This window comes from Nocardiopsis protaetiae (genome assembly GCF_045446735.1).
In the GTDB taxonomy this organism is placed as follows: Bacteria; Actinomycetota; Actinomycetes; order Streptosporangiales; family Streptosporangiaceae; genus Nocardiopsis; species Nocardiopsis protaetiae.
Map to the genome: position 1 here is coordinate 1 of NZ_JBJJBV010000294.1, position 8016 is coordinate 8016.

Below are 8016 nucleotides of genomic sequence, written 5' to 3' on the forward strand. Positions count from 1 at the left end.
GTGGCGCCGGGCGCGGCGGCGGTGGCCGCCGCGCCCGTGGCGTTGTCGGTGGTCATTCCTACTCCGCGATGACGGGTTCGACGTCGGCGGCGGGGATCTCCGCGACCAGCTTCGGCTCGGCGTCCTCGCCGGTGCCGACCAGCTCGACCTGGTACATGGGCTGGAGCAGGGCGTGGTCCTCGGCGCGGATGGTCAGCTCGCCCTTAACGCCGTCGAAGGTCCAGCCCTCCAGGGCGGCGACGCGGTCGGCGGTGGTGTCGCCCTCGGTGGCGGCGTGCACGATCATCTGGGCGGCGGTGAAGCCGTCGGGGGTGAACAGGTCGACGCTGCCGCCCGCCTCCTCGACGCGTTCGCGCATGGCCAGGGCGGCGTCGGTCTCCGAGGCGCCGTCGAAGTAGTGGGAGAGGAAGGAGATGTCGCCGCCGGTCTCGCCGAAGACCGGGTAGGACGCCTTGATGTCCAGGCCGGTGACGACCTCGGTGGAGGACAGGACGCCCTGCTGGTCCAGGGACTGCCACATGGCGGCGGCGGTCTCCCCGGCCCAGGCGACGAACACCAGGTCGGCGTCGGCCTTGCCGACCTGCTCGGCGAAGGGGGTGAGGTCGGTGGTGTCGGCGGGGGCGAGGATGCTGTCCACCTCGGCGCCCTCCCCGCCCAGGACGGCGGTGACGGCGTCGACGTTGGCCTGGCCGAAGGTGCCCTGCTGGGCGAACACGACGACCTTGGAGCCCTCGGCGTCGTCCAGGAAGCTGCCCGCGGTGAGGATGTCCTGGTAGGTCTGGCGGCCGGAGCGGAAGGTGTTGCCGTTGATGCCGGTGACGGCGTCGGTGGCGGCCGGGCCGGAGATGAAGAGGATGTCGTCCTGTTCGGCCAGCGGGGCGACCTGGACGGCGATGCCGGAGGCGGTGGACCCGGCGATGATGTCGTGGCCGGTGCCGATGAGCTCGCGGGCGGCGGAGACCGCGGCGGTGGGGTCGCCGCCGTCGTCCATGTACTCGACCTCGATGGTGCGGCCGTCGATCTCCATGGTGCCGTCAGTGGCGTAGTCCAGGCCGGCCTCCAGGCCCTGCTTGTACTGCTCGCCGTAGGTGGCCAGCGGGCCGGTGGCGGAGTAGACGATGCCGACCCTGATCGGCCCGTCCTCGCCCCCTCCCGCGGCCTCGCCGGGGCTGCCGCAGGCGGTGAGGGCGAGGACGACCGCGCAGGAGGCGGCGGTCAGGGGGGTCTTGCGCATTTCTCTTCCTCCAGTCGGCACCGCCTGGTCACGATCGCCCGCGCTGGGGGATGGGGTGCCAACCCGAAGGTAGAGCCGTGGTGATCCGTTTCACATGTACGTCCGACATACATTCGGGCGCGAACCGGTGTAGAGGGAAGCCACACGGGTCATTCGGAGGGTGGGGCAGGGGGCGGGCCAGGGGTCGGGCCCTCCCCGCCGGGGACGCCGGTCCGGTCGGCGAGCCGCTCACGCAGGGTGTTGAGGCGGGCGATCTCGCCGTCGAGGGCGGCCAGGCGGCGCCGGACGACGGCGGTCCCCTCCCCGCCGCCACGGCAGGGAGGGGTGTCGGGGGCGTCGAGGAGGGCCAGCCGGTGGGCGATGGCGGCCAGGTCGGCGACGGTGAGGCCGGAGTCGAGGAGGTCCCGGATCAGGCGGACGCGGGAGACGTCCTCGGGGCCGTAGTCGCGCTGGCCGGAGGCGGTGCGCCGGGGCGGGGGCAGCAGCCCGCGCTGTTCGTAGAAGCGCAGGGCCCGGGGTGTGGTGCCCGCCGCCGCGGCCGCGTCGCCGATCCGCATGCGCCGCCCCCTTCCGTCAGGGCTCGATGAGCACCGCGCCCACGTAGCGTCCGGACATCACCTCCGTCAACGCCGCGGGGGCGCGGTGCATGCCCGCGATCCGGGTGTGGGGGAAGGCGAGCAGGCCGCGGGCGAGCCAGTCGGCGAAGCGGGTGTTCCACTCCGCGGTCAGGGCGGGGCCGTCGTCCAGGGGGCTGTAGCCGCGCAGGGTCACCCGGCGCAGGACGGCGCGGAACCCGTCGAGGGTGACCGGGGCGGTGACCCCGGGTGTGCCGGGGTCGAGCTGCCCGGAGAGGGAGCCGACCAGGGCGAAGCGGGCGCCGTCGCGGGCCAGGTCCAGGGCGGCGGCCAGCTGGTCGCCGCCGACGGTGTCGACGAGGACGTCGATGCCGTCGGGGGCGGCCGCGGCGAGGCGGTCGGCGAAGGAGCCGTCGCCGCCGCGCGGGACGACGGCGTCGTAGCCGAGGTCGGCGGTCATGCGCTCGGCCTTCCAGGGGGAGCCGGTGGTGCCGATGACCCGGCCCGCGCCCAGGAGGCGGGCGATGGGGCCGGCCATCGACCCGACCGCGCCCGCGCCCCCGGTGACCAGGACGGTGTCGCCCTCGCGGAGGGCGGCGGCGCGGGTGAGGGCGCCGTAGGCGACCGGCCCCTGGGCGAGGTGGGCAGCGGCGTCGGGCAGGGCGGGGTCCGCCGGGGCGAGGTGGGCGACCGGGACGGCGGCGTGTTCGCGCCAGCCCAGTGTGTGGGTGACAAGGGTGCCGGGGGCGGGTCCGCCGTCGGCGGTGGCGACGACCTCGCCCACGGCGGGGCCGAAGAGCGTGTCGCCGGGGCGCAGGGCGGGGAAGGGTGCGCCCTCGACGCCGCCGACGAGGGTGCGCAGGGCCGGGTGGACGGCGAAGAACCGGTTGCGGACGAGGACCTCCCCGGGTGCCGGGGTCGGGACGGGGGTGTCGACGACGGTGAGGTGGTCGGGGCCGATGAGACCGCCCTCCGGGCGGGCGGTCAGGCGGATCTCGCGGGAGGTCGCGGGCAGGGCGGACACGGGGTTCCCCTTCGGTGCGGTGACGGAAGGCGGCGAGGTTAACCCCTGACCCGCGCGTCAGGGTCAAGCCCGGGGGTTGACCTCAACATTTGTTGAGGAATCATGCTGGGTCTCGACGGGCCGGGCGGACCGGCCGCGGGATCGATAGGGGAACGACCATGGAGCGACCGGTGCTGGTGACCGGGGCGACGGGCAACACCGGGCGGCACGTGGTGGCCGGGCTGCTCGCCGAGGGCGTGCCCGTGCGCGCCCTGGTGCGCCGGGCGGACCACGGGCTGCCCGACGGGGTGGAGGCGGTGGTCGGCGACGTCACCGACCCGGGGGCGGTGGCGGCCGCCGCGAAGGGGGCCCGCGCCGCGTACCTGGTGTGGCCGCTCATGACGGCGGACGGGGCCGGACCGGTGGCGGCGGCGCTGGCACGGCACGTGGAGCGCGTCGTGTACCTGTCGGCGGCGAACGCGGGGGCGCGGGACGCCGAGGAGCGGGGTTCGTGGGGCGCGGTGGAGGACGCGGTCCGTGAGTCAGGGGCGCGGTGGACGTTCCTGCGGGTGACCGGGCTGGCGGCCAACGCCCGGCAGTGGGCCGGGCAGGTGCGCACCGGCACGGTGCGGGCCCCCTACGGGGAGGCCCGGCGCTCGCTGGTGCACGAGCGCGACGTGGCCGCCGTGGCGGTGCGGGCGCTGCTCGACGACGGGCACGCGGGCCGGGCGTACCTGACGACCGGCCCGGAGTCGGTGTCCCAGCGCGACCAGGTGCGGCTGCTCGGCGCGGCGATCGGGGTGGAGGCGCGCTGGGAGGAGCAGCCGCGGGACGAGGCCGCGGCGGAGCTCGCCGCCCTGATGGGCGCCGACTTCGCGGACTCGGCGCTGGCCTACTGGGCCTCCCTGGCCGAGCGCCCCGAGGCGGTCTCGCGGGACGTCGAGTCGGTGCTCGGACGTCCCGCGCTGGGCTTCGGGGAGTGGGCGCGCGACCACGCCGACGACTTCCGGTAGCCGGCGGCGCGGCGCCGGGTCGGCGGCGGGGCGGGCGCGGGGTCAGCAGCGGCCGCGGTCGGACCAGGGGCCCCAGAGGGCCCCGGAGCCGGGCTCGTTGTCCTGGTTCCACCAGCGGGACTCGTACTCGCGGCCGTTGTGGCTCACCCGGTCCCCCTCCTGGTAGATGGTGCCGGAGCTCCAGGCGGGGGCGGAGCAGGAGGGGGCGGCGTCCCCTCCGCCACCGCCACCGCCGCCACCGCCGTTGTTGCCGTTCCCGTTGTCGCCGTTGTCATTGCCGCCGCCGTCGGACTCCTCGTCGCGGTCGTCGTCGGTCCGCTCCGTGTCCGAGGGGGACTCCGAGGGCTCCTCGTCCTCTTCCTCCTCCTCGGGCTCCGGGCCGGTCGAGACGGTCACCTCGACCTCGCCCTCCTCGGGCAGGATCGACCCCGGTTCGGGGTTCTGGCCGCTGACCTGACCCTCCTCGACGGTCTCGTGGTGCTCCTCGGCGACCACCGCGACCAGGCCGACCCGGGTGAGGGCGTCGACGGCGTCCTCCTCCGTCATCCCGTCCAGCGCGGGGACGAGGATCCCCTCGCTGACCCGGATGACCACCTCCTCCTCGCGGTCGCCCTCCTCGCCCACGGCGGGTTCGGTGGCCAGGACGGTTCCGGGCATCTGCTCGGCGGAGTGTTCCTGGACGACGTCGATGCGGGTGAAGCCCGCCTCGCGCAGCAGGTTGCGGGCCTCGTGCTCGGTGCCGCCGACCACGTCCGGAACGACGGCGTGGCGGGGGCCGATGGACAGCGACAGCAGGACCGCCTCCCCCCGGGCCAGCACGGCGCCCGGACCCGGGTCGCTGGCGGCCACCCCGCCCGGTTCGACGGTGTCGTCGTAGGTGTCGCGGAACCGGACCTCCAGGCCCAGGCCGAGCGACTCCAGCCGATCCTCGGCCTCCTCGGCGCCGACCCCCGTCAGGTCGGGGAGGGTGACCTCGGGTTCTTCGGGGAGCAGCGCCCACCCGACCGCGAACAGCGCGGCGACCAGCAGCACCGCGGCCGCCAGCACGGGGAGGCGGCGCCGGAACGGCGTGCGGGGCGGGGCGGGCGGCGCGGCCGCGGCGATCGGGATGGGCCGGGTGGCGTCGGTGCCGCCCTCCTCCAGCGGCCGGGGCAGCGACCGCGTCACCTGTTCGACCAGGGTGAGGTACTGGCCCGCGTCGCGGGGGCGGTAGCGCGGGTTGGGGTCGGTCGCGTTGGCGACCAGCATGTCCAGGTCCGGCGGGAGGGAGTCCACCAGCGCCGAGGGGCGCAGCGGGCGCACCTCGTCGAAGGCGACGCGTTCGCCGGTGATGAGCGCGTGCAGGAGCAGGCCCACCGCGCGCACGTCGGTGCGGGTGTCGGGCGCCTCGTCCTCGGCGGCGTCGAACAGCAGGGGGAACCCGGTGATGCCGGCCGCCCCGTGCTCGCCGACGACGACCCGCTCGGGGGTCAGGGCGCCGTGCACGATCCCCTGGGCGTGGGCGGCGTCGAGCGCCTCCAGGACGGAGGCGATGACGGTGAGCGCCTCGTGCGGGCCGTGCAGGGGGGCGGCGCCGCCCAGGACGTCGCCGAGGGTCTCGCCGCGGAGGTACTCGTTGACGGCGTAGACGCGGTCGCCGTCGCGGCCGTGGTCGAGGAACCGGGGCAGGCCCGGGTGGGAGACGGCCTCCAGGTGCTGCGCCCTGCCGCGGAAGGCGTGCACGGCCGAGGCCTCGCCGACCAGCCAGGGGTGCAGGACCGTGACGACGACCGTGGTCCCGGTGGCGCGGTCGTGGGCCGCGTAGGCGCTCCCCGAGGCATCACTGCGGAGGCGTTCGCCGAGGACGTAGCGTTCGTCCAGGACCGCGCCGGAGTGGGGGTCGGGGGTGGGGGTCTCCATGGTTCGGAATTGTACGGTCCGGAATTCCGGAATTCGGCTCTGATTTCCGTCCGTATCGGTTCGTTCACTCGACCCCCGCGGCGGTGGGCCGAACGGTAATGTCGGCGCTGTCCCCCGTCCCCTCGAACCCTTGTGAGGCAGCCGTGCAGACCCCGTCGACCGGAAGCATCGAGGACCGCGCCGTGGGCGTGCTGCTGGGCGCCGCCTGCGGGGACGCGCTGGGCGTGCCCTACGAGTTCGGCCCCGCCCTGTCCGAGCGCCGGGTGCCGGAGATGGTCGGCGGCGGGCTGGGCCCGTACGCGCCGGGGGAGTACTCCGACGACACCCAGATGGCGGTGTGCATCGCCCGCGCGCTGCGCGACCACGACGACCCGCTGTCCGCCGAGGCGCTGAACGCGACCGCCGACGGCTTCCTGGAGTGGGCGAACGGCGGGGCCTCCGACATCGGCAACCAGACCCGGACGGTGATGAGCGGCGCCGGGGGCGCCTTCCGCCGCCCCGAGGTCGCCGGGGTGATGACGGAGTACGCCGCGGGGCTGTTCGCGCGGGGGAGGCCGAGCGCGGGCAACGGGTCGCTGATGCGCACCGGACCGCTGGCCCTGGCGTACCTGCGCGACCCGGAGGGGCTGGCCCGGGCCGCCGACGCCTACAGCCGCCTGACGCACGGGGACCCGCTGGCGTCGGAGGCCTGCGTGATCTGGTGCGAGGGGATCCGCCTGGCGGTGCTGGAGGGGACGCCCGCCGGGGTCCGCGCCGGGGTGGAACTGCTGCCGCAGGACCGGCGGGGGCAGTGGAAGACCTGGCTGGACGGGGCGGAGCAGGCGGCCCCGCACGGGTTCCCCGACAACGGGTTCGTGCTGAGCGCGCTCCAGGCGGCCTGGTCGGCCCTCACCCGCAACCCGGAGGGGTACGTGGCGGCCGTGCACGCGGCGGTGCGGGCGGGCAACGACACCGACACCGTGGCGTCGATCGCCGGGGCACTGGCCGGTGCCCTGTGGGGCGCCTCGGGCATTCCGGCGGGATACCTGTCGGCGGTGCACGGGTGGCCCGGGTACCGCGCCGACGACCTGGCCGGGCTCGCCCTGGACATCCTGCGGCGGCACTCCGCGTCCTAGGTCTCTAGGCTGGGGCCGTCCGGAACACGAAACAAGGAGCATTCCCATGTCCGTGTCGTTGAACTGGGTGGACGCCGGCGAGCAGGAGGAGCTCATGGCCGCCCCGGTCCGGGAGGCCGTACGGGGCCACGCCGAGGTGCGGGTCGCGCCGATCGACCCGGACCTGGCGGACACCGCGGCCTTCTGCGCCCACTACGGGCTGACGCTGGAGACCAGCGCCAACTGCGTGGTGGTGGCGGCCAAGCGCGGCGGCGAGACCACCTACGCGGCGTGCATGGTGCTGGCCACCGACCGGGCCGACGTCAACGGCGTGGTCCGCCGCCACCTGGGCGCGCGCAAGGCGTCGTTCGCTCCGATGGCCGAGGCCACCGGGCTGACCGGGATGGAGTACGGGGGGATCACCCCGTTCGGGCTGCCGCAGGGGTGGCCGGTCCTGGTGGACGAGGCGGTGGCGGCCACCCCGTTCGTGGTGGTGGGCAGCGGGCTGCGCCGGTCCAAGCTGTGGGTGCCGGGCAAGCTGGTGGCCTCGCTGCCGGGCGCCGAGGTCATCCCGCTCGCCCAGCGCTGACCCCCGGCCCGCCGGGGGCCCTGGCCGATCCGCCCCGGGGCCTACTCGAACCAGGGGAGCCCCCGGGCCCAGTGGTCGACCCACCCGGCGAACCCGGGGGCCTCGACGGCGGTGAACCCGGACCCCGGGCCCGAGGGGCCCGCGCCCTCGCCGGTGAGCTGCCAGACATGGCCGCGCTGCGGGCCGGTGACGACGAGGTGCCAGTCCATGCCGGAGCCGTCGGTGCCGAGCACGATGGAGCCGTGGTTGAAAACGGTCTTGAGGGTCTCGGGGTCGGGCTCCTCGTCGTCGTCCTCCCACACCCACATCCCGGTCAGGGGGAAGGGGTCCCCGGGGGAGAGGGGCCCGGTGTCCTCCCGGCCGACGGGGACCTCGTCCAGGGGGAGCAGGCCGTGGTAGGGCGGGCCCGCGGGGGAGCCGTCGGCGATCTCGGCGACGAAGGTGCGGTAGGGCTCGGGCAGGGTGATGCCGTGCTCGGCCTCGAAGGCCCGGACCGCGTCCCAGCCCAGGGGTGCGAGGCGGACGTCGGCGGCGAAGGCCGCCCGGAGGATGTCGAGGTCGGCGTCGAGCGCCCGTTCGGTTTCCATGGGCACAGCGTGGCACAGGGGG

The 8016-nt window shown here is 75.5% G+C and carries 8 protein-coding genes; 3 read left to right on the forward strand and 5 right to left on the reverse strand.

Features of this window, described 5'->3' with window-relative positions; genetic code table 11:
• Window positions 1–58: 58 nt before the first annotated feature.
• From ACJOT3_RS29600 to ACJOT3_RS29610, 3 genes are all read right to left on the reverse strand, one after another.
• Entirely contained in the window at window positions 59–1234 is a 1176-nt protein-coding gene (locus tag ACJOT3_RS29600) for a substrate-binding domain-containing protein (protein WP_406976424.1), read from the reverse strand.
• Window positions 1235–1383: 149 nt separating this feature from the next.
• Entirely contained in the window at window positions 1384–1791 is a 408-nt protein-coding gene (locus tag ACJOT3_RS29605; protein WP_406976425.1) for a MerR family transcriptional regulator, read from the reverse strand.
• Between the two features lie 16 nt (window positions 1792–1807).
• Window positions 1808–2833, reverse strand: coding sequence for an MDR family NADP-dependent oxidoreductase (locus tag ACJOT3_RS29610; protein ID WP_406976426.1), 1026 nt, complete (start codon window positions 2831–2833; stop codon window positions 1808–1810).
• Between the two features lie 158 nt (window positions 2834–2991).
• Here ACJOT3_RS29610 and ACJOT3_RS29615 point away from each other — a divergent pair, with 158 nt between their 5' ends.
• Complete coding sequence (locus ACJOT3_RS29615) at window positions 2992–3825, forward strand: SDR family oxidoreductase (protein ID WP_406976427.1); 834 nt, start codon at window positions 2992–2994, stop codon at window positions 3823–3825.
• A gap of 42 nt (window positions 3826–3867) precedes the next feature.
• Here the strand turns inward: ACJOT3_RS29615 and ACJOT3_RS29620 are convergent, their stop codons facing one another.
• Window positions 3868–5724, reverse strand: coding sequence for a PASTA domain-containing protein (locus ACJOT3_RS29620; protein ID WP_406976428.1), 1857 nt, complete (start codon window positions 5722–5724; stop codon window positions 3868–3870).
• 143 nt (window positions 5725–5867) lie between these two features.
• On the opposite strand from ACJOT3_RS29620, the gene ACJOT3_RS29625 reads away from it, so the two are divergent.
• Entirely contained in the window at window positions 5868–6839 is a 972-nt protein-coding gene (locus ACJOT3_RS29625) for an ADP-ribosylglycohydrolase family protein (protein WP_406976429.1), read from the forward strand.
• A 46-nt stretch (window positions 6840–6885) separates the two neighbouring features.
• Window positions 6886–7407, forward strand: a complete 522-nt coding sequence (locus ACJOT3_RS29630; RefSeq protein WP_406976430.1) for a YbaK/EbsC family protein — start codon at window positions 6886–6888, stop codon at window positions 7405–7407.
• A 41-nt stretch (window positions 7408–7448) separates the two neighbouring features.
• Here ACJOT3_RS29630 and ACJOT3_RS29635 read toward each other — a convergent pair.
• The coding region (locus tag ACJOT3_RS29635; protein WP_406976431.1) for an SMI1/KNR4 family protein at window positions 7449–8016 on the reverse strand (568 nt) is incomplete at its 5' end.

Excerpts from the sequence above, each read along its gene's own strand:
- ACJOT3_RS29600 (WP_406976424.1), bottom strand. The coding sequence starts at position 1,234 with ATGCGCAAGACCCCCCTGACCGCCGCCTCCTGCGCGGTCGTCCTCGCC.
- ACJOT3_RS29605 (WP_406976425.1), bottom strand. The coding sequence starts at position 1,791 with ATGCGGATCGGCGACGCGGCCGCGGCGGCGGGCACCACACCCCGGGCC.
- ACJOT3_RS29615 (WP_406976427.1), top strand. The coding sequence starts at position 2,992 with ATGGAGCGACCGGTGCTGGTGACCGGGGCGACGGGCAACACCGGGCGG.
- ACJOT3_RS29620 (WP_406976428.1), bottom strand. The coding sequence starts at position 5,724 with ATGGAGACCCCCACCCCCGACCCCCACTCCGGCGCGGTCCTGGACGAA.
- ACJOT3_RS29630 (WP_406976430.1), top strand. The coding sequence starts at position 6,886 with ATGTCCGTGTCGTTGAACTGGGTGGACGCCGGCGAGCAGGAGGAGCTC.